This is a genomic window from Candidatus Omnitrophota bacterium (assembly GCA_028716165.1).
Taxonomy (GTDB): domain Bacteria; phylum Omnitrophota; class Gorgyraeia; order JABMRG01; family JABMRG01; genus JAQUQI01.
Map to the genome: position 1 here is coordinate 31,136 of JAQUQI010000003.1, position 23,487 is coordinate 54,622.

21 protein-coding genes, 1 tRNA gene and 1 riboswitch are annotated in these 23,487 nt (G+C 42.2%); of the genes, 21 read left to right on the forward strand and 1 reads right to left on the reverse strand.

The window, feature by feature from the left end:
* Window positions 1-468: 468 nt before the first annotated feature.
* The 6 genes from acpP (at window position 469) to smc (ending at window position 9,222) form a co-directional block, all read left to right on the forward strand.
* Entirely contained in the window at window positions 469-711 is a 243-nt protein-coding gene (acpP, locus tag PHV77_02700; protein MDD5504208.1) for an acyl carrier protein, read from the forward strand.
* A gap of 23 nt (window positions 712-734) precedes the next feature.
* Window positions 735-1,970: a beta-ketoacyl-ACP synthase II gene (gene fabF / locus PHV77_02705; protein ID MDD5504209.1), complete on the forward strand. Its 1,236-nt coding sequence runs from the start codon at window positions 735-737 to the stop codon at window positions 1,968-1,970.
* Window positions 1,971-1,985: 15 nt separating this feature from the next.
* The gene (locus tag PHV77_02710; GenBank protein ID MDD5504210.1) at window positions 1,986-3,146 is read left to right on the forward strand and encodes an acyl-CoA dehydrogenase family protein; all 1,161 of its coding nucleotides are present in this window, start codon (window positions 1,986-1,988) and stop codon (window positions 3,144-3,146) included.
* A gap of 68 nt (window positions 3,147-3,214) precedes the next feature.
* Window positions 3,215-4,006, forward strand: a complete 792-nt coding sequence (locus PHV77_02715) for an electron transfer flavoprotein subunit beta/FixA family protein (GenBank protein MDD5504211.1) — start codon at window positions 3,215-3,217, stop codon at window positions 4,004-4,006.
* A gap of 30 nt (window positions 4,007-4,036) precedes the next feature.
* Entirely contained in the window at window positions 4,037-5,230 is a 1,194-nt protein-coding gene (locus PHV77_02720; protein ID MDD5504212.1) for an electron transfer flavoprotein subunit alpha, read from the forward strand.
* A gap of 299 nt (window positions 5,231-5,529) precedes the next feature.
* Window positions 5,530-9,222 (forward strand): chromosome segregation protein SMC, encoded by a 3,693-nt coding sequence (gene smc / locus PHV77_02725; GenBank protein MDD5504213.1) that lies wholly within the window; start codon window positions 5,530-5,532, stop codon window positions 9,220-9,222.
* On the opposite strand, the gene PHV77_02730 is transcribed toward smc, so the two are convergent.
* The gene (locus PHV77_02730) at window positions 9,219-10,388 is read right to left on the reverse strand and encodes a diguanylate cyclase (GenBank protein MDD5504214.1); all 1,170 of its coding nucleotides are present in this window, start codon (window positions 10,386-10,388) and stop codon (window positions 9,219-9,221) included. The two genes, smc and PHV77_02730, sit on opposite strands and share 4 nt — an antisense overlap.
* A 138-nt stretch (window positions 10,389-10,526) precedes the next feature.
* A riboswitch (FMN riboswitch) is annotated at window positions 10,527-10,712 on the forward strand.
* 57 nt (window positions 10,713-10,769) lie between these two features.
* On the opposite strand from PHV77_02730, the gene PHV77_02735 reads away from it, so the two are divergent.
* The 15 genes from PHV77_02735 (at window position 10,770) to PHV77_02805 (ending at window position 23,485) form a co-directional block, all read left to right on the forward strand.
* Window positions 10,770-11,990 (forward strand): bifunctional 3,4-dihydroxy-2-butanone-4-phosphate synthase/GTP cyclohydrolase II, encoded by a 1,221-nt coding sequence (locus PHV77_02735; GenBank protein ID MDD5504215.1) that lies wholly within the window; start codon window positions 10,770-10,772, stop codon window positions 11,988-11,990.
* 71 nt (window positions 11,991-12,061) lie between these two features.
* On the forward strand, window positions 12,062-12,526 hold the full coding sequence (gene ribE, locus PHV77_02740; GenBank protein ID MDD5504216.1) for a 6,7-dimethyl-8-ribityllumazine synthase: 465 nt from the start codon (window positions 12,062-12,064) through the stop codon (window positions 12,524-12,526).
* A 77-nt stretch (window positions 12,527-12,603) separates the two neighbouring features.
* Window positions 12,604-13,032 (forward strand): transcription antitermination factor NusB, encoded by a 429-nt coding sequence (gene nusB, locus PHV77_02745; GenBank protein ID MDD5504217.1) that lies wholly within the window; start codon window positions 12,604-12,606, stop codon window positions 13,030-13,032.
* Window positions 13,029-13,853 carry a PHP domain-containing protein gene (locus PHV77_02750; protein MDD5504218.1) on the forward strand — a complete coding sequence of 275 codons (825 nt, stop codon included), beginning with the start codon at window positions 13,029-13,031 and terminating at the stop codon, window positions 13,851-13,853. Before nusB ends, PHV77_02750 begins: the two co-directional genes overlap by 4 nt.
* Complete coding sequence (gene ribD, locus PHV77_02755) at window positions 13,834-14,958, forward strand: bifunctional diaminohydroxyphosphoribosylaminopyrimidine deaminase/5-amino-6-(5-phosphoribosylamino)uracil reductase RibD (GenBank protein MDD5504219.1); 1,125 nt, start codon at window positions 13,834-13,836, stop codon at window positions 14,956-14,958. Before PHV77_02750 ends, ribD begins: the two co-directional genes overlap by 20 nt.
* Window positions 14,939-15,592, forward strand: a complete 654-nt coding sequence (locus PHV77_02760) for a riboflavin synthase (protein ID MDD5504220.1) — start codon at window positions 14,939-14,941, stop codon at window positions 15,590-15,592. The genes ribD and PHV77_02760 overlap by 20 nt, the downstream gene beginning before the upstream one ends.
* Before the next feature lie 137 nt (window positions 15,593-15,729).
* Window positions 15,730-15,807: transfer RNA gene (locus PHV77_02765), tRNA-Pro, on the forward strand.
* 219 nt (window positions 15,808-16,026) lie between these two features.
* On the forward strand, window positions 16,027-16,227 hold the full coding sequence (locus tag PHV77_02770) for a helix-turn-helix transcriptional regulator (protein ID MDD5504221.1): 201 nt from the start codon (window positions 16,027-16,029) through the stop codon (window positions 16,225-16,227).
* Between the two features lie 2 nt (window positions 16,228-16,229).
* Window positions 16,230-17,459, forward strand: a complete 1,230-nt coding sequence (locus tag PHV77_02775; protein ID MDD5504222.1) for a hypothetical protein — start codon at window positions 16,230-16,232, stop codon at window positions 17,457-17,459.
* A 4-nt stretch (window positions 17,460-17,463) separates the two neighbouring features.
* Window positions 17,464-18,453 (forward strand): DpnII family type II restriction endonuclease, encoded by a 990-nt coding sequence (locus PHV77_02780; protein MDD5504223.1) that lies wholly within the window; start codon window positions 17,464-17,466, stop codon window positions 18,451-18,453.
* Window positions 18,454-18,455: 2 nt separating this feature from the next.
* Entirely contained in the window at window positions 18,456-20,126 is a 1,671-nt protein-coding gene (locus tag PHV77_02785; GenBank protein ID MDD5504224.1) for a DUF262 domain-containing HNH endonuclease family protein, read from the forward strand.
* 2 nt (window positions 20,127-20,128) lie between these two features.
* The gene (locus tag PHV77_02790; protein ID MDD5504225.1) at window positions 20,129-21,034 is read left to right on the forward strand and encodes a site-specific DNA-methyltransferase; all 906 of its coding nucleotides are present in this window, start codon (window positions 20,129-20,131) and stop codon (window positions 21,032-21,034) included.
* Window positions 21,035-21,037: 3 nt separating this feature from the next.
* Entirely contained in the window at window positions 21,038-22,786 is a 1,749-nt protein-coding gene (locus PHV77_02795; GenBank protein ID MDD5504226.1) for an AAA family ATPase, read from the forward strand.
* Window positions 22,743-23,144: a hypothetical protein gene (locus PHV77_02800; GenBank protein MDD5504227.1), complete on the forward strand. Its 402-nt coding sequence runs from the start codon at window positions 22,743-22,745 to the stop codon at window positions 23,142-23,144. The genes PHV77_02795 and PHV77_02800 overlap by 44 nt, the downstream gene beginning before the upstream one ends.
* Window positions 23,145-23,212: 68 nt before the next feature.
* Complete coding sequence (locus PHV77_02805) at window positions 23,213-23,485, forward strand: acylphosphatase (protein ID MDD5504228.1); 273 nt, start codon at window positions 23,213-23,215, stop codon at window positions 23,483-23,485.
* The last annotated feature ends 2 nt before the right edge of the window (window positions 23,486-23,487 follow it).

A 23,487-nucleotide genomic window follows, 5' to 3' on the forward strand; every position in this document is an offset into this window, starting at 1 on the left:
ACCGTAAGGGAGCGTAACTAATAAGTGCGAATTTATCCTGATAATGCGACCAACGGGAGCATTAGAAGGATCTAAGCACTAATACAGCATACGCGACCGTAAGGGAGCGTAACTAATAAGTGCGAATTTATCCTGATAATGCGACCAACGGGAGCATTAGAAGGATCTAAGCACTAATACAGCATACGCGACCGTAAGGGAGCGTAACTAATAAGTGCGAATGTATCCTGAAGATACGACGAACAGGAGTATCTGAAGGATCCAAGTATCAATACAGTATACGGGAGCATTAGAAGGATCTAAGCACCAATACAGCATACGCGACCGCAAGCAAAGCGTAACTTATAAGTGCGAATGTATTTTTAGGATTGTGGTTAAGGATAATCGCAGGACAGATGATAGCATAAGGTTTGAATAAGCTATCAGCGTTGTTAATAAAAGTGCGGAATAAAAAAAGGAGGAATGGAAATGGCAGCAGATGAAAAGGTGAAAGCTATAATAGCGGAGCAGTTAGGCGTTAAGCCTGAAGAGGTTACTTCTGACGCGTCATTTATAGACGACCTTGGAGCTGATTCTCTGGATACCGTAGAGCTTGTTATGGCCCTTGAAGAAGAGTTTGGCATTGAGATACCCGATGAAGATGCGGAGAAGATGAGCAAGGTATCGGATGCCGTCAAATATATTGAAGAAAAAGTTGCCGCAAAAGGTTAATCAATAATCCCGCCAAATAATAGATGAAGAGAAGAGTAGTTATTACAGGCCTTGGAGTAGTGTCCCCTATAGGCAACGGTAAGGAAACTTTTTGGCAGTCTTTATGTGCCGGCAAATCGGGCATATCAAAAATAACAAGTTTTGACGCATTACAGTATAGCTCAAAGATAGCCGGAGAAGTCAAAGACTTTGACCCGTCGGCCTATATGCTTCCCAAGGACATAAAGCATAGCGACAGGTTTACCCAATTCGCTGTCGGCGCTGCGTGCATGGCAGTAGATGATGCGGGTATAGACCTGACAAAGATAGATCTATGCAAGGCAGGATCTATTATAGGTTCCGGTATAGGCGGTATCCATACCATTGAGAGGGAACACAAGGTGCTCTTGAGCAAGGGGCCCTCACGCGTATCCCCATTTTTCATTCCCATGCTTATAGTAAACATGGCCTCGGGCATGGTTGCCATAAGGCTTGGCCTGAAAGGGCCCAATACGTGCTCTGTCACTGCCTGCGCTTCAAGTAATCACTCTATAGGAGAGGCTTTCCGCGTGGTACAAAACGGCTATGCCGATATAATGTTTGCCGGCGGCAGTGAAGCTGCTATTAGCCCGATGGCTGTCAGCGGTTTTTGCGCGGCCAAGGCCCTTTCCACTACTAATGATATTCCACAGGAAGCGTCAAGGCCGTTTGATAAACACAGAAATGGTTTTGTCATGGCCGAAGGAGCCGGTATAGTTTTGCTTGAGGAATATGAGCGGGCAAAAAAAAGAAAGGCCTATATTTATGCCGAGCTTATTGGTTATGGCATGAGTTGCGACGCCTATCACATGACCGCGCCGGATCCTGACGGAAAAGGCGCTGTCCGGTGCATGCAGGAGGCCCTTAAAGACGCGCGCATAAGATCCGAAGATGTTGATTATATAAACGCCCACGGCACATCAACCGTGCTTAATGACGCTATGGAGACAAAGGCCATAAAGGCCGTCTTTGGCGGCCATGCTTCGCGGACGGCGGTAAGCTCAACGAAATCCATGACAGGCCATTTGCTTGGAGCTGCCGGCGGCATAGAATTGGCCGCTTGCGCCTTGTCAGTCTCAAGAGGCGTTATAACCGCCACGATCAATTATAAATATCCGGACCCGGAATGCGACCTTGATTATGTCCCTAACGAAGCCAGGAAAAAGCAGGTAAATATAGCCATGTCAAACAGCTTAGGTTTCGGCGGACACAACGCGACGATTATTATCAAAAAGGTCTAAAGCAAGGAGCGTGTAATGAGTTATTTGTTTACCGAAGAACAAAAAATGATAAGGGACCTGGCGCGGCGGATAGCGGACGAGAAGATAAGGCCTGTTGCCGCTGAATATGATGAGAAAGAAGAATTTCCATGGCCCATATTGAAGGTTATAGCGGAAAGCGACTTATCGGGCATCTATATTGAAGAAAAATACGGCGGTATGGGCGGAGGCGTCACGGAATTGTGCATCGCGACGGAAGAATTTTCAAAGGCATGCGGCGGTATTGCCGTTAGCTATGCCGCCAGCGCCCTGGGTTCATATCCGATAATATTATACGGTACCGATGAACAGAAGAAGAAATACCTGCCCGATATAGCCAGCGGCAAAAAGCTCGCCGCATTCGGCTTGACAGAAGCCGGGGCGGGAAGCGATGCCGGAGCCGTGAGCACGACGGCAAGAAAAGAAGGCAATTATTATGTTTTAAACGGTGTTAAACAGTGGATCACAAACGGCGGAGAAGCCCAGACATATACCGTTGTGGCGATGACCGATAAGACCAAGGGCAGCCGCGGGGCCAGCGCTTTTATAGTAGAAAAGGGCACCCCCGGTTTTGAGTTTGGTAAAAAGGAAAAAAAGCTTGGTATAAGATCCTCGGCCACAAGGGAGCTTATTTTTACAAATTGCAGAATACCCAAAGAAAACCTGCTTGGCAGGGAAGGAATGGGTTTTATCGTGGCAATGAAGACTTTTGATAAGTCCCGTCCCGGCATAGGAGCGCAGGCTGTAGGCATTGCCCAAGGCGCTCTTGACCATGCCTTAAAATACGCGAAAGAAAGGGTGCAGTTCGGCAAACCTATTTCCAGTTTTCAGGGGATTCAGTTTATGCTTGCCGATATGGGGACAAAAATAGAAGCTGCCAGGGCCCTTGTGTATTATGCGGCCGGGCTTATTGATTCGGGCGCTAAAGAGATATCAAAATTTTCGGCGATGGCAAAACTTTATGCCTCGGATGTCGCTATGGATGTTACTACCAATGCCGTTCAGATATTCGGCGGATACGGATATATGAGGGATTATCCTGTTGAAAAATACATGCGGGATGCCAAAATCACGCAGATATATGAAGGCACTAACCAGATACAGCGCGGCATTATCGCATCGGAATTGGTCAAAGAAATACTAAAAAAAGCGGATTAACCTTAAGGACAGCTTCTATAATATGAATTGCTTTAAGAAGCTGTCCTTAATTATAAAGATGAGATAAAATGAACATAGCGGTTTGCATTAAACAGGTCCCGGATACGGCCAATGTGCGCATTGATCCTAAGACGAATACATTAATACGCCAAGGCGTGGCTTCTATTATCAATCCCTTTGACATGTATGCGATAGAAGAGGCGGTAAGGACAAAAGAAAAACTTGGGGGTAAGGTCACGGCTGTCACAATGGGCCCCGCGCAGGCGGAAGATGCCTTGCGTGAGGCAATATCCATGGGCGTTGACGAGGCTGTTCTTATCTGCGACAGGGCCTTTGCCGGAAGCGATACATGGGCTACGAGCTATACCCTTGCCCGGGCCATTGCTAAATTAGGCGGTTTTGATATAATCTTTTGCGGCAAGCAGGCAGCCGATGGAGATACCGCTCAAGTCGGACCCGGCATATCCATGCACTTAGGCATACCTCAAGTGACATACGTAAAGAAGATAGAAGATATAAGCGCTTCCAAGGCGAGGGTAGAACGTATGACCGAGGAAGGATATGAGATTATAGAAACGCCTTTGCCGGCGCTGTTTACTGTGGTTAAAGAGATAAATCAGCCGCGGATACCTTCGCTAAAGGGAAGGATGAGGGCTAAATCGGTTGATATTAAAATATTACGCGCTCAAGATATTGGCGCTGATGAAAAGTTTTTGGGGCTTAACGGTTCGCCGACGCAAGTCGTAAAAATATTTACCCCCCCGCCACGGGAGGGCGGAGTCATGATAACCGGCTCGGTGGATGAAATAACGGACAAAATAATAGAAGCCATAAAAAACGAGTGTAAACCGAAGTTTTAAATAAAAAATTAAACAAGGCAAGATCAGGATATGAGCATACGAATAATCACGGATAAATGTGTAGGATGCAGATTGTGCATAAAATCATGCCCGTTTGGCGCTATAAGCCTTGCTGGAAAAATTGCTGTCATTGATCTTGGCAAATGCACGCTGTGCGGCGCCTGCAAAGATGCTTGTAAGTTTAAGGCCATAGCGCTTGAAAAAGAAAAAAAGCCGGCAAGGGATATTTCTTCATATAAGGGTGTATGGGTCGTTGCCGAACAGCACAAGGGGATTGTACAGAGTGTTTCATTTGAGTTGCTCGGCAAGGGCAGGGAGCTGGCGGATAAATTAGGCGTTGAGCTTTGCGCGGTATTGATGGGTGACAATGTAGGCCATGCGGCGCCCGAACTTTTTCATAGAGGCGCTCAAAAGGTATATCTTGTTGATTCGCCGAAGTTGAAATATTACCAGAGTGAGCCGTATTCAAAAGTCCTTATAGAGCTGATTAATGAGTATAAACCTGAAATAGTCCTGTGCGGAGCCACATCAACAGGCCGTTCTCTAATCTCAAGAGTGGCTGTAAAGATAAACACAGGCCTTACAGCGGATTGTACCGGACTTGATATAGACCCTCAAAGGAGATTATTGCTTCAGACCCGCCCGGCATTCGGAGGCAATATAATGGCTACTATCATATGCCCTAATCACAGGCCCCAGATGGCTACTGTCAGGCATAAGGTTATGAAAGAGGCTGTGCCGGATAAATCACTGAAGGGCCAGGTGATCAGGAAGACATATAGCGATGAAGTGCTTTCATCAAGGACAAGGATATTGGATATAGCCGAAGAAGCCGGCCAGAAGATCAATCTTTCCGAGGCCGATATTATAGTTTCAGGCGGCAGAGGGCTTGGCAAAAGCGACAATTTTTCTATTTTGAATGAATTAGCCGATGCGGTAGGGGGCGCTGTAGGCGCTTCGCGCGCCGCGGTTGACGCTGATTGGATAGCATATTCCCACCAGGTGGGCCAGACGGGCAAGACCGTGTGCCCGAAAATTTATATTGCCTGCGGCATATCAGGCCAGATCCAGCACCTTGCCGGAATGTCTTCATCCGATATCATCATTGCCGTGAATAAAGATCCTGACGCCCCGATATTCAAAGCCGCCAATTACGGTGTTGTCGGGGATCTGTTTGAAATAATACCGGCATTGACTAAAAAGCTCAAGGCCTTACTGGTATAACCTGTTTTACTCCCCGCCCGAGGCCGCCCAATAAAAATCATCATATCTTGTTCAATCTTCACCATAATTTTCGCCCGGGATATATCCGTCGGGAAGGGGTGTGTTTATAAAAAATACATACCCCTTCATTTGGCCTTGACAAGTATTATTGTTTTTGTGATAATACAAACAGGTCCGGTGGGAAAGGGTATTTACTTTTTTTTAAGATCCGCCTATCGGCGGGTTTTTGTTTTTCACAAGCCGGAAAAAGACTTGAGGCATATTTTTGAAAACACGCGGTTTTTAAGGGGAGAAAAGAATTGTATTTAAAGAGATTAGATATATACGGTTTTAAGAGTTTTGCCGAGAAGACTACTCTTGTTTTTGAGCCGGGAGTCACGGCGGTTGTCGGGCCCAACGGATGCGGAAAGTCAAACATCAGCGACAGTATTAAATGGGTCCTCGGTGAACAGAGCGCCAAGGAACTGCGCGGCTTAAAAATGGAGGACGTTATTTTTAACGGCACGGATACGGCCCAGCCTGTTAATCTCGCGGAGGTTTCATTAACGTTTTCCAATAAAGACAGGGTGTTCCCTATTGATTACGATGAAATTATTATTACCAGGCGAATCTACCGTTCCGGCGAGAGCGAATATCTTTTGAACAAGACACAGGTCAGGTTAAAGGATATCAACGCCCTTTTGGCTGGTACAGGCATAGGCGTAAGCTCCTATTCAATAGCGGAGCAGGGCAAGATGGACAGGATACTCCATTCGCGGCCGGAAGACAGGCGCGAGATATTTGAAGAGGCCAGCGGTATCACAAAATACAAATCAAAGAAGAAGGAGGCCTTAAGCAAGCTGGACAGTACCGAAAATAATCTCATAAGGATAGCGGATATAATTAATGAGATCAAGCGCCAGATAAATTCAATAGAAAGGCAGGCTCAAAAAGCGCAGCGTTTCCGGGTGGAATTTGAAAAAATGAAAGAGCTTGATATAAAGCTTTCGTACCGCGAATATAGCGGCATCAGGGAAAAGGAGTCTGAAAAAAAAGAAAATATCACGCTTCTTAAGCAGAAAGAAGGCCAGTTGTCTTTGGAATTGAGTATCTGCCAAGATGAGCTCCGGCTGTACCGTGACAAGATAAACGCTCTTGACGCAACTGTTGCGGAAAAAAGACAGTCGGTATCATTAATACTTTCCGGTATAGACAAAAACGATAACGGTATCAAGGTTAATACCGAAAGGGTAGAAGAGCTTAAACAGCGTTGTGAATCTTTGTCAAGAGAGTTGGAGGAGGCGTCAAAGCGCTTAACGGATCTTGATAAAAAGATCTCCGGCCTTGAATCCGAATTTAATATGGTACAGGAGGAAAGAGACAAAAGGCTCTCTCTGATAAAAGAGTCGGAAGACGGCCTGGCCAAGATCGTGGAGGCCGTAAAAAAATGCGAATCGGAAATCTCGGACGCCAAGATGGGCGTTATGGAGAACGCGTCCAGCCAGTTTAAATTAAAAAATGAGTTAAGCAAGATATCGGTATCATTGTATGCGGCTTCATCGCGTTATAAGCGCCTTAAAACCGAAGAAGACAAGGTGTTAAAGGATTCGGATGGGCTGGGTTTGGGCCTAATCTCAATTGAGGATGAATATAATCGCCAGAAAAAATCGCTCCAAAGCGTACTGCAATCATTAGACTGCCTTAAAAATGCCGATACACAACTTGCGATAAATGCCGCGGAAAAATCAAGCCTGATAGACAAACTTAAACAAAGGCTTGCTTCATCAGGCTCAAAACTTGAAATGCTTAAAGATCTTAAGCGCAAGATGGAGGGCTTCTCCGACGGTGTTAAGGCGTATATGGAATTTATAGACGCGGATCCTACCCGGAAAGAGCATTTTATCGGTATTGTAGCTGATATTATACACGCCAAGGAGTCTTTTATCAGTCCGCTTGAGTCGGCCTTGGGCCAGATGAGCCAGGCAATAATAGTAAAAGACGCCCAGGCCAGGCAGGATGCCGTACGGTTTCTTAAGGAAAGCAAAAGAGGCAGGGCCCATTTCATAGTGTTGGATGATTTTTCCGTTGAGGATGCCGGACTGCCGCAAGATGAGCGCCAGGCTGTCCAGGCGCCCATACTTGGTAGGCTCTGTGACATGATAGAGGTCAGCAGGCAGGATTGCAAAAAGATTATAGATTATCTGCTTAAGGGTATTTATGTTATTGACAGTTTAGGGCCTGATGCCATACCCGGTATTACCGACCGTTTTAAAGACATTGTGTCTTTTGACGGCGACATGAGGAGAGGCATGGTTTTTTCAGCAGGCCATACCCGGGCAAATGAGTGCACAAGCATCATAGGACGCGACAACAAGATCCGGGAGCTTAGCTGCGATGTAGACACGCTTAAAACGCAAATATCTGAATGCGGCCAGGAATATTCGCAGATGTTGTCCAGGCTTGACCAGATGAAAAAAGATATCAGCGGCCAGGAACGCATTGCCAAGCAGGAAGAGATAAAACTGCATTCGGTAGATGCTCAGCGCTTGAAAATACGCGAACAGGCTGACAGGTTGCAGGAAGAGCTTAAGGTCATAAGGCTTGAGATTGGGGAAACCGCAGAGGAGGAAAATACCCTTAAACAGCGCGAAGAAGCCCTGAACGCGCAATGCGCCGGGCTTGAAGACAAACAGCATATAATAGAAAATCTTATAAGCGGTAAGCAGTCGGAAATAGCCGGTTATATTACCGAGAAGGAATCTACCATAACCCTGCTTGCCCAGCTGCGCACGCAGATGTCTTTGGTAAGTGAAAAGTATGAGTCTCAAAGCGCCACTCTCAATATGCTTAGGAGCGCTTTTGCCGACGAAAATATTACTGTGTCCGAGAGGCGGACCCAGATGGATGCCGCGACGGCCCGTTCCGCCGCGCTTAAGTCAGACATGGAAAACCTCGCCAAGTTAAATGAACAGTTGCGTTTGGATCTTGATGAAGGTAACCGTAATCTCTTAGTGCTTAAGGAAGAAAGAGACAGTGTTTACGCGCTTGTTGAACAGTTTGAGGCCAAATCCAGGGCTATGCAGAAAGACCTTGATGAAATCAGGAGCTCTATATCCAATTGCCACCTGAATGCCAGCGAGCTTTCGTATTCCTCAAGCAGTATAAAAGAGAGAATATCTTCGTCGTATAAGGTTGATTTGGATAATGAGAATATTTTGTTTACAGGGACCGAGGATTTTGAGCAGCTCTGTAATGATCTTAAAGCGCTTAAGGAAAGGGTTGAGAAAATGGGGCCTGTTAATATGGTTGCCATTGATGAACATAATGAACTGAAACAGAGGTTTGAATTCTTGAGCACGCAGCAGCAGGACCTTATCGCCGCTAAAGAATCTCTGCATAAGGCAATTAATAAGATTAACCGGACAACGCGTAAGATGTTTATAGAAACCTTTGAAGCTATCAGGGCGGCGTTTAAGGAATATTTTAAACTGTTGTTTGGCGGCGGCACGGCAGAACTTTTTCTCATGGATCAGGCAGATATTCTTGAAAGCGGTATTGAGATAGTTGTCCGGCCCCCGGGCAAAAAACTTCAATCCATATCACTTTTATCGGGAGGCGAAAAGGCCCTTACATCAGTGGCGTTGTTGTTCGCGTTGTTTAAAGTCAGGCCTACGCCGTTTTGCATACTTGATGAAATAGACGCGCCTCTGGACGAAGCCAATATAGACCGTTTTAGCAGAATGCTGGCCGAGTTTGTCCATTCAACGCAGTTTATCGTTATCACGCATAACAAAAAGACCATATCGGTTTCAGATGTGATGTACGGTATTACGATGGAGAAATCTGGTATATCAAGGATAATATCCGCCAAGCTTGCTGACGACAAACAGATAGAGGAGCGCAGGATTCGGGCGGAAAATGAGGGCGCGAGGATATTAAAAGAACGCAGGATAGAGCAGGAAACCGAAGCGGATGCGGATCTGGCTGAACCTGTGGCGGAAGGCAAGCCTTAACAGGATATTATTTTATTTTTACCGGAGTTTTTTGCCGAATACAAGGCCTCATCGGCTTTTTTGATGAGGTCTTCTTTTTTTTGAGCGTCTGCGGGAAACGTTGATATCCCGGCGCTTATAGTAAGAGGCGGATACGATGTTTTTTTGTCCGCCCGCTTAAAAGTGCGTTCTATGGCCGACCCCAGTCTTTGTAAGGCGCATGAAGCATCAGCCTTGCCAATGCCCGGCATGATTATCGCGAATTCCTCGCCGCCGTATCTGCAGGCGATATCCTGTCCGCGTATACTTTTTTTGATGATGGAAGCAGTTTCACGCAGTGCCGCATCGCCTTTTTGATGGCCAAGGATATCATTGTAAGATTTAAAATTATCAAGGTCAACCATGGCCAGGCTTAATAACGTTTTATTGAGCCTGGCGTGTTTGATGTGTTCGGAAACAGAATTCTGAAAATACCCGTGGTTCCAAAGCCTGGTAAGCGAGTCTGTATGCGCCTGGAATTTGGTTGTTTCATACAAATGGGCGTTTTCAATGGCAAGCCCTGCCTGGTTGGCGAACATTGAGAGTATTCTTATGTCGTCTTTTACCACCGGTTTGCGGGTTATCATATTATCAACGATAAGAACACCCAGTGTTTCATGCTTGCCCTTAAGCGGAACGCACACAAACAGGTTTATTTTAAGTTCGTCTAATATGGGGTCATGGATCTTGGCCCTGGCTGATTTTGTCACTGCCTCCACATTAACACTTCCAAGCATGCATGACGCCAGAACCGAATTGGTTCCGTTTAGCGATACGCGTGTTTTTTTGATTATATTATTGAGAGGAGACCGTACTACATGGCTGTCAATCCTGTGAAACATGTCAACAATTTTATCAAGGCTTAATTTTTCTTCCTTTATCTTATTCCATATGATATAAGCCTCTTCGCGGTTTGTGGGCCCTATTGCCATGGCGCCCTCAAGCGCTGAACGGCTTTTGTTTGCTAAAAAAAGCATGGCCCTGTTAAAACCAAGCCCTTCGCGTGAGGTAACGGCGCTTAATATTATGTAAAGTATTTCCGGAAGGTTAAGCGTGGTCCTCATGGCATTGGTGACTTCATGCAGAAGCCATAATTCCGCTTTGGCCTTACGCAATTCTTTTTGTAATAATTTTATTTTATTTTCCATAACTCGCATTATTATATTACTATAGAGGGCATTGTCAAGGTAAATCCAGACAGAACCCGGTAGAAATCACAGCGAGAATCCCGGAGCCCGATCCGGGCAATCTTTTTCTTGACATCAGGAATTATTATGCTATACTCAATTTGTCTTCGGGACAGGGTGAGCTTCAAATGCCGTATCAGCAGAATTGACCGGCAAGAGGCAAATCCCGACTGGTCGTAAAAGCGGTTTTTTAAAAGCCGCGCCAAGCCGACAAGCCCCAGGTTTAGGGGCAGAAGAGGCGTAAATCCTCTGCCAATAGTATAGTCTAGATGAAAGAAGAGAAGGCGTATGCCGTGTCTGAATAATATCCCGAAGGCCAGTCCCCTTCGGGATAAATCATTTATGGAGCATTTTGTAAATATGAATACCATACAGGAAGCAATACAGGAAATTAAATCGGGCAGGATGATTATAATTGTTGATGATGAATCCCGTGAGAATGAAGGTGACCTTGTCTGCCCCGCTTCCAACGCCTCGGCGGAAAATATTAATTTTATGGCAAAATACGGCCGCGGCCTGATATGCGTTGCCCTTGAAGGCGGGAGGATGGACAGGCTTAATCTGCATCCGATGACATGCAACTCAAACACGCCTTTTAACACCGCATGGGCCATATCGGTTGATGCCGCAAAAGGTATTACCACGGGTATATCGGCTTATGACAGAGCGCAGACAATAAAAGTAATGATTGATGATAATTCCCTGCCTCATGACCTTGCCAGGCCGGGCCATATGTTTCCTTTAAGGGCAAAAGCCGGAGGCGTATTGGTAAGGGCGGGCCACACAGAGGCCTCCGTAGACCTTGCCAGGCTCGCGGGCTTTTATCCTGCCGGAGTTATCTGTGAGATTATGAATGATGACGGGACTATGGCCAGACTGCCTCAACTAATAAAATTTTCCAAAGAACACGCCTTGAAGATATGTTCTATTAAAGACCTTATAGAATATAGGCGCAGATTTGACAAATTGATAAAATGCCTTGCCGAGACAAAACTGCCGACCGATTACGGAGAGTTTAAGCTTTATATTTATGAGTCCATGATTGATAATTACCATCATCTGGCAATGGTAAAAGGAGATCTGAAACCCGGCCAGGGGCTGGATGTCCTGGTGAGGGTCCATTCGCAATGCCTTACAGGGGATGTATTTGGTTCAAAGAGGTGCGATTGCGGCAGACAGCTTCATAGCGCTTTGGCCATGATAAGCAGGCAGGCGCGCGGTATACTTTTATACATGAGCCAGGAAGGCAGAGGCATTGGACTTATAAACAAGCTGAAGGCCTATGCCTTGCAGGATCAGGGAATGGATACCGTTGAAGCAAACCATGCCCTGGGTTTTGAAGCGGATTTAAGAGATTACGGCATTGGCGCGCAGATTTTAACAGACCTTGGTGTAAGCAGGATAAGACTGCTTACTAATAATCCGCAAAAGGTTATAGGCCTTGAAGGTTACGGGCTTGAGATCGTTGAAAGGGTCCCTATTGAGGTTGAAACCAGCTTAGAGTGCAGAAGATATCTCAAGACTAAAAAAGAAAAACTCGGTCATAAACTGGAAAAGGTTTAGCCGTTTCAGAGATTATGCATTGAAAGTTGTTTAGGATGTTTTCCCGGTTATAATAAAAAGGAGGCTGTGATATGGCAAGGGTGATTGAAGGCGCATTGATCGCCAAAGGTAAATGTTTTGGTATTGTTGTTTCACGTTTTAATGATTTTATAACTAAAAAATTGCTGGAATCATGTATTGACACATTGTTAAGGCACGGCGCCAAAGATCAGGAGATTGAGGCAGCGTGGGCGCCCGGGGCATTTGAATTGCCTCTTGTAGCCAAAAAGATGGCCGGTTCAAAGAGATATGACGCGATCATTTGCCTTGGCACTGTTATAAGAGGTGAAACGCCGCACTTTGATTATGTCGCCTCCGAGGCCAGTAAGGGTGTTGCCAAGGTAGGCCTTGACACCGGCATACCTGTCATTTTTGGCATTATAACCGCTGATAATATGGAGCAGGCGATTAAACGCGCGGGTGCCAAGGAAGGCAATAAGGGTAAAGACGCGGCTTTATCAGCTATTGAAATGATAAACCTTTTAAGCGCTATATAAGCTGTGTATGGTTTCGGGCGGTTTAAGTTTACGGATATTGCCGTATCTGTTACAGGTTTTTTAAAAAGGACAAGCGTATGAGAAAAAGGACAAGGGCGAGAGAGATTGCTCTCCAGCTTTTATATCAGCTTGATATAAAACACGAGACCCTTAATGATATTGTAGATGATTTTTTTCTTTTATGCCTTGGCGATATGGGCCAGCCCGAGGCCTCTATCAAAGAGTTCGCGATAAGCCTTGCCCGCGGCACGCTTGAACATATAAAGACTATAGATGCCGCGATTTCATCTCATGCCCAGAATTGGCATCTTGAAAGGATGGCTGTTATTGACAGGAATATCATGAGAATGGCTTGTTATGAACTCCTTTATGTTAATGACATACCTGCAAAGGTTTCAATAAACGAGGCGGTGGATCTGGCGAAAAAATACGGAGACACCGAATCAGGCAAATTTGTAAACGGCATATTGGATAAGATTAAGGATGTCCATGCGGGGCCAAAATGAACCGTAAGGCGGATCTCCATATCCATACAAAACATTCGGACGGTTCTTTAAGTCCGGGAGATGTAGTTCGTATAGCCAGCGAAAAAGGCATATGCTGCGTTTCCATTACCGACCATGATAGCGTTTGCGGTATTGATGAGGCCATGAGCGCCGGCAACGCTTATTGCGTGGAAATAATCCCTGGCGTTGAAATAAGCGCCGAAGAATCAGGCAGGCAAATGCATATATTAGGCTATTGCGTAAACTACCATGACAGGGGCCTGCTCTCCTTCTTAAAGAAGATAAGGCAAGACAGGATTAAAAGATTTTATAAGATGGCCAATCTTTTGAGCAAGCGCGGTATGCGCATAGATGTTGATGAATTTTTAAGCTCTTACGGCGAGGTTTCCATAAGCCGTTTACATATAGCAATGTATATGCATAAAAAAGGCCTTGTCAGCAATTGGCGAAATGCTTTTAAGGAGTATATCGGAGACAATAAGCCTTGTTATGTTGCAAATTTTAGTTATACCCCAAGAGAGGCCATAGGCGCAATCAAATCCGCCGGCGGCATACCGGTCCTGGCGCATCCGGGCCTTAACGGTCTTGATGCCGCCCTGCCCGGGCTTATAGAGGACGGTATTATGGGTATAGAGGCTTTTCACAGCGAGCATTCGGATAAAACGGCAAGCGGTTATGAAAATTTTGCCAGGGCCAACAAACTTCTTGTTACAGGCGGATCAGATTGCCATGGCAGGCTTAAAGGGGAGATTATCATAGGCAGAAGCGCGATATCGTATTCATATGTTGAGGCCTTAAAAAATGCGCAAATCAATTGCTGAACGGTTTATGAGGCTTGCCATAAAGCAGGCTTTACTGGCAAGAGGGAAAACAGGTTTTAACCCCGCCGTAGGCTGTGTCATAGTAAAAAACGGCAGGCCCATATCATACGGTTTTCATAAGAAATTCGGCGCGCCGCACGCGGAGGTCGTGGCATTAAAGGCCGCGGGAAGCAGGGCAAAAAACGCGGTAATGTTTGTTACGCTTGAGCCTTGCGGCCATTTCGGGAAAACGCCTCCATGCGCCGATCTGATAATAAGGTCAGGTATAAAAGAAGTTTTTTGTGCCGCTCTTGACCCCAATCCTGCCAATAATGGAAAAGGTATTGGAAAGCTTAAGCGGGCAGGCATAAAGGTCTCTATAGGCCTTTTAAAAAAACAGGCCCAGGCTTTAAACAAGGATTTTATCGTGAGGATGAAGGCTTTGAGGCCTTTCGTCAGCCTGAAACTTGCCCAAAGCCTTGACGGAAAGATCGCTACAAGGACAGGCGATTCCAAATGGATAAGTTCGCCAAATTCAAGGGCTTTTGTCCATGAATTGAGGCATGGCCACGACGCGATAATGGTAGGGATAGGCACTGTTTTAAAGGATGACCCCCTGTTAAGCGCCAGAATACGACGCGGGCCACTTTCAAAAAATCCCAGACAGCCCATTAAGATAATAATAGACGCAGGGTTGAGAACGCCTGTAAACGCAAGGCTGCTAAGCAGGTTTTCGCCCGGCAAGACAATAATTGCCGCGTCCCAAAAGGCTTCTATTGCAAGGCAGAAGGCTCTATGCCAAAGAGGCGCCTGCGTAATACGCGCCGGCCTTGACAGCAAACGCGTGAATTTGCCTGTCTTGATGAGGCGGCTTATGGAAAAAGGCATAACCAGTATTCTGGTTGAAGGAGGAGGCGAAGTTGCCGCTTCAATGCTTGAGTCCGGATTTGTCCATAAGCTATATTTATTTATGTCTCCGGTTATAATAGGCGGTAAAAACGCTGTTGGCACTATAGGCGGACTGGGTGCCAATAGGGTCAAGGACGCGATAAGGCTTTACAATGCAAAGGCCCGAAGATTAGGAAAGGATTTTTTGGTGGAAGCTGATGTTTACAGGTATAATTGAAGAATTGGCCAGTGTTCACTCTCTTTCGCGTAACAATGACAGCGCGAGGCTTGCCATTGAGAGTAAAATATGCGGCTCTGACTGCCGGATTGGCGACAGCATTAGTATTAACGGCTGCTGCCTTACCGTGTCAGAAATAAACGGCCGCTATCTGTTTTTTGACATAAGCCGTGAAACATTACAGGCAAGCGATTTGGCGGATCTGGCGCAAGGAGACAAGGTAAACCTTGAGCGTTCATTAAAACAAGGCTCGCGCATAGGGGGGCATTTTGTGACAGGCCATATAGATTACGCGGCCAGGCTGTTGTCAAGGTCAAAAAAATCGGATTTTGTTCAATTAACGATAAGCATAGAAAGGTATTGCAGTGGTTTTTTGGCCAGGAAAGGCTCTGTTGCCATAGACGGAATCAGCCTTACGGTTAATGAGGTGGGAGAGAGTAGTTTTAATGTTATGATCATTCCCTTTACCTTGTCCAATACCACGCTTCAGTATAAGGAAAAGGGGTGCCGGCTGAACGTGGAAACAGACATATTGGCAAAATATACCCATAGTTTTTTAAGAAATACCTCCCGCGGAGTTTTTTCAGGTTCCGATGTAGATAAACTATTTCTTTCCGAGAACGGATTTATTTGATACCTCCCGCCCAAGTTAACATAAGTCGGAAATCTTCTTGATTATATGCCTTTGGAATGATAAACTAATTTGTCTGCCGCGGTGTATTAATGCGCATTGACATGAACTGGCGCGACGTTTAATATACCAGCATTTATCGGGGTGTAGCGCAGTTTGGCTAGCGCGCTTCGTTCGGGACGAAGAGGCCGGCGGTTCAAATCCGCCCACCCCGACCAATCTAAACATTGCGAATTTTGCGGACGGCGGCGGGACTGAAAGAAGAAAAGAAAGAGAGGTCGCCCTTGCCCCACCGCACCCGTGCGCGGGCGACAAAAAGGAACTCCCTTGATGATTTTTGTTGACTGTTTTTGAAAAATTGTTTATCATTATAATAGAAATCAAAGAAAGTTTAGATTATATTCTATATGCTATAATGTTAAACAATAATGAAAGCAATGTCAAATAAAATCTCCGAAAACCTGAAAAAGCTAAGAGAAAAGAAGGGCTACTCCCTTGAAAAGGTGGCTCGGCTTGCGGATTTATCGCTTAATACCATAGTCAAAGTTGAAAATGGAGTAAATAAAAACCCGACTATTGAAACATTAACTAAAATTGCCAAAGCGTTAGAAGTTGGCGTAGATGATTTAATTAAATGATTATGAAAAAACATACTCCTTTATTGGAAAAATTATTTGCAAAGGACTATCAGCTTATTGATGGGACTGATGAAATTTTTGAGTTAGATTTAGCTTTATGGGAATACGAGGCTTTATCAAAAAAAGAGTTGATTGATAGGAGTGCTTATTTAAAATCGGTTGACGGAAAAGAAACAACTCATTTCAGAACTTGTAATCTTCAAAATCTTGAAGAAGTTCATAAAAATAGTTCGTTTAGGACAAAAGTTTTCTTTCTTGACGGAAAATATTCGACGGGCTACGCAACACATAGTCTCTTTCCATATCGTGGAAAATTTCATCCTCAATTGATTAGAGCATTATTAAATATACTTGATATAAAGCCGGGCCATACCGTTCTTGATCCAATGGCTGGTAGTTCAACGGTTGCGGTTGAAGCTAATTTGCTTGGTATTGACGCAATCTCTGTTGATTTAAGTCCTTTTTGTGAGTTAATGGGAAAAGTTAAAACATTCGCATTAAATTTGGACATGAATATTTTAGAATCAATTGTCGCAAATCCGAAGGAAATTTTAGAAAAACTAAAAAAAGACAGGGCTCCTGAATATTTTAAAAATAATAAGGACGATAAAAAAAGAAGTTATTATGAAATAGTGCTATTGGCATTTTTGGATACTGTCGGTTTTGCTGGTCGTAGCAATTCATCTATTGATAAACTTTTCCCGCGCGTATTAGAGCGATATATTTCAACAATAAAATATTTTCAAGAAGCAAGACAAAAAATGGATTTGAAAATCGGGAGAAGTAAAATAATTCAAGGCAGTGTTATGAAATTACCAATCGATGATAACAGCATAGACGCAATAATAACCTCGCCGCCGTATTCTTTCGCTATTGATTATTTGAAAAATGATCAGCCGCAATTAGAATATCTTGGACATAATCTTGAAGTTTTACGGCAGGAAATGATTGGATTGCAGGGGCGAGGCGTGGAAAATAAGTTAGAAATTTATTTTAATAAAATGGATCAAGCTCTTGGCGAGATGAAACGAGTATCAAAGAAAAATGCGCCCGTTGTAATAATTATTGGCACAAATGATATTCAAACAAATGGGGTGAGATTGGAAACAAAAGTAATTGAACTTGGCGAAAAACAAGGACTTAAATTTGAACTCAATTTAAAGAAGCCAATACGGGGGCTACAGAATACAATGAAAGAGGAGTCAATATTATTTTTTACAAATCAAAAATAACATTATGAAATACACAAAACCTACAACCGATATTAAATTTAAAACAGTCATTGATAAAAATACTTTCTATTTTTTCAATCCCGCCTTTGAAGAAAAATATGAAGGTTATTTAAACTCGTTAAAGGAAATGCTTTTGATATTGAAAAATAATATTGAAACGCAAGGGCTAAAGAAAGAATTTTTTGAACAACTATTAATTGAAAAAGAAAACGGTCTTAGATCATTGCTCGCTTTGACTGGATTTTCAAACGAAACTTTAAAAAGATTGACTACAATTATTAGGGTTGTTAATGATCCAGAATTGAGCAAGTTGGTTTATAAGGACAAATGGTTTAAGGATGAAGACATAAATAATCTGAAAGAGTGGTCAGACGCTCAAATCGCAAAATTTATAAAAGAAAACGAATTTTTCAGAAAAGGAATTTTAAATATTTTCTTTGAAGGTTCAACAGTTCCGTTTTTGACAAAAACTATTCCGCTATTTGAATTGAAGAAACTAAGCATTTCAAAACTAAAATTTGAATTGCCGGAAATGATCGATACTTTAATCCGATATAAAGAAAAAGGTAGTTATTCCGGAATGAAAGAAAATAATCCGGAAATTTTAATTGAAGAAATTTTGAATCATTTAGAAATACCGTTTGAAAAAGGCGACCTCAGCGAACTAATTGATAATGCCCCCGATAATAAAAGAACAATGGATTTTATTATTCCAAACAAACAAAATCCGTTAATTATTGCTGAAAGCTCATTTTTGGTAACCACTTCATCCGGTCAAGGCGATAAGTCAAAAACAGAGATTTCCATTGATTCACTTATCAAATCGCATTATCCAAAGGCAAAATTCATTGGTTTTGTGGACGGCATTGGCTGGTATGTCAGAAAAGGTGATCTAAAAAGAATGGTTACGGCCTATGAAGATGTTTTTACCTTTCATAAGGCAGAATTAAGAAGATTTGAAAAACTTTTAATAGAAACTTTTATCGAAAAATAATTATGAGCAATTTAAATGAAATTAAATTTGAAATATCAGGCATAGGCAAGTTTATTGCTGATCAAATTATTGCTGTTCCTATTTACCAGAGAGCGTATGCGTGGGAAGAAAAAAATGTTGAGGAATTATTACAAGATATAGACCAGTCGCATCCCCATGATTATTTTATAGGTTCAATTGTAGTTAATCAGACTAAAGATGAAGGAATTTGGGAAGTGGTTGATGGGCAGCAAAGAATTGCTACTATCACGATTTTATTCGCTGCAGTTAGAAATTTTTTAAAAATAAATAAAGACCAGCAAGGAAGCGATAAGATTGAACGCGACTACATTTGTGATATTGACATTAGAACAAAAGAGCCTGTGCCGAAGTTAAGATTGGGAAATGATGATAATGATTATTTTATTTCAAAAATAGTTAAGAACGAAAAGTCAAAAGAATTAAAAGAATCACATCAAAGAATAAACAAAGCCTACAGTGTTGCATATAATTTTATAGCAAACAAAGTAAAACTTGATGGTGGTAAATATGACTACATTTTCAATTTAAATGATTTTATAAAAGAAAAAGTAAAAGTAATAATAGTGAGAGTGCCAGATGAATCGAATGCATTTACTGTCTTTGAAACATTAAATGACAGAGGTTTAGCTTTGTCTCAAGCAGATTTAATAAAAAATCATCTTTTTAATAAAGCTGGGAGCAGAATCAAGGAAGCTCAAAATTATTGGTCTGAAATGTCTGGTGCGATTGAGGCCGCACAAGATGAAGAAGAAATAATTAAATATATAAGATATTTTTGGTCGTCCCGTAATGGCTTAACTCGCGAAAAAGATCTATTCCAAGAAATCAAAAACAAAACAACAAATGCAAATTTATCAGTCTCTTTTTTAAGTGATTTGAAATCATCTACAAGTAAATATTTAGCTTTATTAAACCAAAACCATTCTTTCTGGGACGACCATACAAAGACAACTAAAGAATATGTAGAAAAATTTAATGACCTAGGCTTATATCAAAATAGACCACTCCTTTTAGCAGTTTTGAATCAGTTTGATTCAAAAGAAACAGAAAAAGCTTTTAAATTAATATTATCGTGGAGTGTTAGAAATTTAATTACAGGATCAATCCCTGGCGGAACTCTTGAAAGAGAATTCTCAAACCAAGCAAAAAAAATCAATAATGGAGAAATTAAAACCACAAAAGACTTACTAGATTCTGCAAAACATTTAATACCAACAGATAATCAATTTAAAGAAGCGTTCTGTATTGCCACAGTTACTAAAAATACTCTTGCCCAGTATTACTTGATTGAGCTTGAGAAAAAATATAGCGAAAGTGAAGAAAAATCTGTTGTAAAGAATTTTGACAATGTAAATCTCGAGCATATACTCCCACAAATAGTTGTTAATAAATCTGACTGGCAGACCTTTGATGAAGAGAGCCAAAAATCCTACTATAAAAGAATCGGCAATCTTACATTACTAAAAACTAAACCTAATTCAGATCTTAAAAGCAAAAGCTTTAGCGTAAAAAAAGAGGAATATAAAAAATCTGAAATAGAAATAACAAAAAATCTTAGTAGCATTACTGACTGGACACCAAAGGCTATAAAAGATAGACAAACAAATTTTGCAAAAAAAGCATTAGAAATTTGGAATTTAAGTATTAACTAAATATGCCAAAAAATTACCTCGAAAAAATTATTAAGGGCGATTGTCTCAAAATATTGAAGGGAATACCGGATAATTCGGTGGATATGACTTTTGCCGACCCGCCTTTTAATTTAAAGAAAAAATACAATCACTATGAAGATTCAAAAGAAAAACAAGATTATTTAAATTGGTGCAATGAGTGGATAAGTGAAATGGTGAGAATCACTAAACCAACAGGGGCAATTTTTGTTCACAATATTCCTCGCTGGCTTTCACACTACGCAGAGCATTTGAATAAAATTGCATATTTTAGACATTGGATTGCTTGGGATTCCGGCGGCGCACCGATGGGGAAAACCTTATTACCTAACCATTATGGAGTTTTATATTACACAAAATCAAAATCTCATAAAGATTTTAAATTTTTTGATATTAGGTATCCGCACCCAAGATGTAGGATTTGCGATGAATTTTTAAAAGATTACGGCGGCAAAAAAGATCAAGCCCATGGATTCGGACCGCTTCTCTCCGATGTTTGGAATGATATACACCGAATAAGACATAAAAAGCGAAGGGATGAGCACCCCTGTCAACTTCCTGTGCCGCTTCTTGAGAGGTTAATTTTAATGACTACAGATGAGGGCGATATTGTACTTGATCCTTTTGTGGGAACAGGTACAACAGCAGTGGCCGCAAAACGACTTGGAAGAAAATATATTGGGATAGAACTTGATCCTGATTATATAAAAATTTCCGAGAAGAATTTAAAAGCGGCGAAGGAAACAAAAATCAATGGGCATTTCGTTTCAATTTATCTCGGACATATTAGAACAATGAGAGACAAGGATTTTAAGGAAATTTGGAAAGATAATAGCGATTTGAAATTACTTGATAAGAAAATGTATAGAATTAAAAAATTGGTTGAATGAATTATGTTTATCCAGAAGCTCACAATAAAAAACCTCAAATGCTTTGCCGATGAGAGCGAAGCAATGGAGTTTAATGTTCCTGACGGCAAAACGGAAGGAAGCGGACTTAATATCTTTGTCGGCGAAAACGGGACAGGGAAAACGGCAACCTTGGAAGCAATAAATTTTCTAACAGAAAGTCATTTCGCAATTCAAAACAAATTGAAAATTTTTGATTTTCACAAAGACACGAGCGAAATAAGCGTTGAGGCGATTTTCAATCAGAACTTTAACTACAAAATGCCAGAAACATATCGCGGACAATTTTTTGAATGCAATGGCTTGATTTTTACCGCCAGCCAGAGAGACAGAAAGTCGCCCGGAAAACTACTTTCGCCAGCCCTTTCTGTTTCTACAAGCGTTTTGAATGTTGACCAAAATTATAAAAACTCAGAAGGTAAGCAAGGTAAATCCGTTGAAGGATATCACAAAATATTTGACGCAGGCAAATTAGACAAAGACGAACTTAATATTTTCTATTTTGACAAATATCGCACAAGGCATATAACGAGTGGGACTTTTACAACGACCTTTGATCGTATTGTTGATGACTTGAACTGGAAATTTGTTAAAGGATTAAAAGATAGTCAAGATAACAAAAATGCCGTAATGAAGTTAGCGAACGATTATTTTGCGAAAATGATTGAAGTTGCCCAGAAAGGCACCGGCGAAAAAATATCACAAGAGACGAAAACGTTTTTTAACAGAGAAGATTTTGAAAAAATAAAAATGGATTTTATAAACATTTTATGGCCGTTTTCCGACGCTTTCTTTGCGCTTCGTGAAGAAAATGAGGCAAATCAAATACCAGTCGCAAAGCTCGGCTCGGGAATTGAAATGATTTTTACGCTTCTACTGCTTCGTTCCATTTCTAATCAATCAAAAGGGTCAATAATCTATTTAATTGATGAGCCGGAAATATCACTGCACCCGCAGGCGCAGAAAAAACTTTTTCAGTTATTATTGCAAGAGTCCAAAGATAAACAGGTATTTATTTCAACGCATTCTTCTTATTTTACCGAGCCGAGTTTTATAAAAAATATTGCTCGTTTTCAAAAAACAAAAGAAAACAAGATTATTGTCCACAAACTTAAAGACGATACTTTGGCAGACGAATTGAAAGAAAACAGAAATTTCTTTTTTCGCCACAGGGATTTGTTTTTCACGGATGCCGCAATTTTTCTTGAAGGCGTAGAGGATTATGACAGATACTCAAAATTTTGCGAAGGAAATGATTTTTTAGGTTTGCTTGGTAATTTTTATATGATGAATGGTTGCGACCCGACTTTGTTTTTTGAAAAATTCTGCGGGCAATTCGGCATAAAATATTTTGCGGTTGTTGATAAGGATTTTTCAATCAATCGTTCAAAATGGCATAGGGAAAATAGAAAAAAGTTTATTGCCGACTTGAAACAATTTATAAAAGACAAGGGAATAAACTTTGATGAAAGTAAATTTGATCAAGAGTTAAAAAAAGAACTTCAGGAAACGCCAAGAACTGACGACAGAGAAGCCGAAGAAATTGATTTGGACAAGGTAAAAGTTTTGAAGGTGAAGAACAAGAATATTGTTGTACTCAAACAAGGCGAGGTTAAAGATTACCTTGATAAAGACGGAAATGTTGTTTCAGAAGGAAAAAGTGATAAAATAAAGGAGTTGAAGGCGATCTTTGGATATATTGCAAAAGATTTCCCCACCCACCGCCCAATTTGAAGTCCCGCCGCCGTCCGAAAAAATCGCTGAGGGTTTCCAGCAGGCGGGCAAAAAGGAAGGGGGTCTGGGGGAAGGAATTTTTGCCCGCCTGCTTTCCGTGCCGAAGGCGCGGCAGGGGTGGGAAGCGGCTCGTTCCTGCTCAAGCAGGAAGGCAAAGCCCGCAAAAATTGTTTCCTTAATTGAAAAAGAATTTTGCGCGCGCCCATTAAAAGAAAAAGAAATTTTTGCGGGCTTTGTCCGCCGAGAGGCGGCGAGCCGCTGGGGCGGGTTTCTGCCGTTCACGGCAGAAATTGTTGCTCAAAAAAGGTTCGTACTTCGTTCAGTAATTGCGACCATATTTTATCGCCCAGCCTTTTAGGCAAGAGGCTGTTTATGTAAAAAATTTATACTAACAGATTTACTGCCTATCTTGTAAAAATATTAAATATGAATAAAAGAATGCGCGTGACTTTCCACGGCCGGGTTCAGGGAGTCGGTTTCCGGTTTACCTGCCAACGTATTGCCGAAAACCTTGGAGTTTCAGGCTGGGTAAGAAATATGCCTGACGGCAGTGTTGAATTAGATGCCCAGGCGGGCCCTGGCGTATTGAGCGAATTTTTGAATTCCGTTAAACATGATATGGGAAGGCATATAGACAGGGATATCGTATGCTGGCACGAATCTGACAATAGGCCCAAGGGGTTTCATATAAGGTTTTAGCG

Excerpts from the sequence above, each read along its gene's own strand:
- PHV77_02715 (MDD5504211.1), top strand. The coding sequence starts at position 3,215 with ATGAACATAGCGGTTTGCATTAAACAGGTCCCGGATACGGCCAATGTG.
- PHV77_02750 (MDD5504218.1), top strand. The coding sequence starts at position 13,029 with ATGAACCGTAAGGCGGATCTCCATATCCATACAAAACATTCGGACGGT.
- PHV77_02795 (MDD5504226.1), top strand. The coding sequence starts at position 21,038 with ATGTTTATCCAGAAGCTCACAATAAAAAACCTCAAATGCTTTGCCGAT.
- PHV77_02735 (MDD5504215.1), top strand. The coding sequence starts at position 10,770 with ATGGAGCATTTTGTAAATATGAATACCATACAGGAAGCAATACAGGAA.
- PHV77_02730 (MDD5504214.1), bottom strand. The coding sequence starts at position 10,388 with ATGGAAAATAAAATAAAATTATTACAAAAAGAATTGCGTAAGGCCAAA.
- PHV77_02760 (MDD5504220.1), top strand. The coding sequence starts at position 14,939 with ATGTTTACAGGTATAATTGAAGAATTGGCCAGTGTTCACTCTCTTTCG.
- PHV77_02780 (MDD5504223.1), top strand. The coding sequence starts at position 17,464 with ATGAAATACACAAAACCTACAACCGATATTAAATTTAAAACAGTCATT.
- nusB (MDD5504217.1), top strand. The coding sequence starts at position 12,604 with ATGAGAAAAAGGACAAGGGCGAGAGAGATTGCTCTCCAGCTTTTATAT.
- acpP (MDD5504208.1), top strand. The coding sequence starts at position 469 with ATGGCAGCAGATGAAAAGGTGAAAGCTATAATAGCGGAGCAGTTAGGC.
- ribE (MDD5504216.1), top strand. The coding sequence starts at position 12,062 with ATGGCAAGGGTGATTGAAGGCGCATTGATCGCCAAAGGTAAATGTTTT.
- ribD (MDD5504219.1), top strand. The coding sequence starts at position 13,834 with ATGCGCAAATCAATTGCTGAACGGTTTATGAGGCTTGCCATAAAGCAG.
- PHV77_02775 (MDD5504222.1), top strand. The coding sequence starts at position 16,230 with ATGAAAAAACATACTCCTTTATTGGAAAAATTATTTGCAAAGGACTAT.
- PHV77_02720 (MDD5504212.1), top strand. The coding sequence starts at position 4,037 with ATGAGCATACGAATAATCACGGATAAATGTGTAGGATGCAGATTGTGC.
- PHV77_02770 (MDD5504221.1), top strand. The coding sequence starts at position 16,027 with ATGTCAAATAAAATCTCCGAAAACCTGAAAAAGCTAAGAGAAAAGAAG.
- PHV77_02785 (MDD5504224.1), top strand. The coding sequence starts at position 18,456 with ATGAGCAATTTAAATGAAATTAAATTTGAAATATCAGGCATAGGCAAG.
- PHV77_02790 (MDD5504225.1), top strand. The coding sequence starts at position 20,129 with ATGCCAAAAAATTACCTCGAAAAAATTATTAAGGGCGATTGTCTCAAA.
- PHV77_02805 (MDD5504228.1), top strand. The coding sequence starts at position 23,213 with ATGAATAAAAGAATGCGCGTGACTTTCCACGGCCGGGTTCAGGGAGTC.
- PHV77_02710 (MDD5504210.1), top strand. The coding sequence starts at position 1,986 with ATGAGTTATTTGTTTACCGAAGAACAAAAAATGATAAGGGACCTGGCG.
- fabF (MDD5504209.1), top strand. The coding sequence starts at position 735 with ATGAAGAGAAGAGTAGTTATTACAGGCCTTGGAGTAGTGTCCCCTATA.